Below are 1,628 nucleotides of genomic sequence, written 5' to 3'. Positions count from 1 at the left end.
TTCGTATTATAAGGTTAACCAGATAAGAAAATATTTCTGGTTGACCTTTATTTATATGGTCTTATTATAACAGTAGCCAGGGTAGAACGTCCGCACCCGTGGGACTTTGATCCCGTCAAGTAAACCGTTCGCCCCCTACTGGTAGAAACATGTTTGAGGCTGGTTGGGACTGTGATCTCGTATAACAAGCGAAGCTATGATACTACTAGGAGGAATTAGGGGTTACTGGCAAGTTCAATTTTAGGAGGAGATTTAGAATGAATCCAGTCGTTAGTCTGGATGTTTCAAAAGGAAAAAGTGAAGTTCAGGCTTTTTTAGATAAGGGAAAACCTTACGGTAAAAGCTTTAGTATCAACCATGATCTTGATGGGCTAGGATCATTACTTGAGTTTCTGGAAGGTATAAAAAATAAAGCTGGTATTCAACCTCCAGTGGTTTTAGAAGCTACAGGACATTACCATACACCAGTTGTTCAGTTTCTAGAGCAACATCAATATTTATTAATCATCGTAAATCCATTAATCTCTCACAGAGCTAAAAATGCTAGTTTACGAAAAGTTAAAACGGATGCCATCGATGCCTATCGTCTTTGTGAGCTTTACTATAAAGAGGATTTAGAGCCCTACAAAAAACGTGGAATTCGACTCTTAAACCTTCGTAATCTCACAAGGCAGCATGAGAATATAACGGGGATGTATGTTCAAACTAAACTGCAATTTCAAGCTGTTCTAGATCAAATATTCCCTGAATATAACGGTGTTTTTGGGGACTTATATTCTGTTGTGTCGTTGCTTACTCTGCAAGCATACCCAGCATCTGAAGATATTTTAGCTATTAACGAAGTAACATTGACTAATAAAATCAAGGAATTATGTAAAAGTCGTTCAATAAGATGGGCAAAAGAAAAAGCTCAACAACTTAAGAAAGCAGCAGCAAAGAATCCGTTTCAAAAGACACTATATCATAGTCATTTACTGAGTCTTAGTATGTATATTAATATGCTTCTTCAATACAAAGAGCATCTATCAGAGTTGGAGGCTGAGATAGATACTCTCGCAAAGGAAATTGAAGAATATAAGATTATCCAATCTATCCCTGGAATCGGAGAAAAAATCGCTGCAACGATCATTTCTGAAATTGGGGAGATAGACCGGTTTAATCACCCAAAAAAACTTGTCGCATTCGCTGGAGTAGATCCAGAGGTATTTGAATCAGGTAAGTTTAAAGCTACTCTCGTTCGTATTACTAAACGTGGATCAAGTAGGTTGCGGCACGCCTTATATATGGCTGTTCGCTCTGGGATTCGTGATTGTCGTAAACAGAAAACAACTGATGAAATTATCCCTAGAAATAAGAGATTAAGAGCGTTTTACGATAAGAAGCGTGAGGAAGGCAAACTTTATAAAGTCGCCGTTATTGCCTGTGTAAATAAGCTTTTACATTGGATTTATGCCATATTAAAAAACAGAACTGCTTTCCAAGATATAGCCTAATTAAGATTTTTAGTTAAATAAGACAAAACCTTCCAATCATCAGTTAGTGGAAGGTTATTTGGCATGCATAATTTTAGTATATCATGACTAAATTTTATTTTTTATTGAAAAATATTGACAAACTATTAGCTGGTT

Annotated in this window: 1 protein-coding gene; it reads left to right on the top strand. The window is 36.3% G+C overall.

Features of this window, described 5'->3' with window-relative positions; all coding sequences use genetic code 11:
• Positions 1 to 257: 257 nt before the first annotated feature.
• Entirely contained in the window at positions 258 to 1,493 is a 1,236-nt protein-coding gene (locus tag ACE198_RS27940) for an IS110 family RNA-guided transposase (RefSeq protein ID WP_375377795.1), read from the top strand.
• Positions 1,494 to 1,628: the final 135 nt, after the last annotated feature.

Origin of the sequence: Neobacillus sp. KR4-4, assembly GCF_042136325.1 — a bacterium.
Classification (GTDB): Bacteria; Bacillota; Bacilli; order Bacillales; family Cytobacillaceae; genus Neobacillus.
This window is presented reverse-complemented; position numbering and strand designations above follow the sequence as displayed.

Coding starts and splice junctions, on each gene's coding strand:
- ACE198_RS27940 (WP_375377795.1), top strand. CDS start 258: ATGAATCCAGTCGTTAGTCTGGATGTTTCAAAAGGAAAAAGTGAAGTT.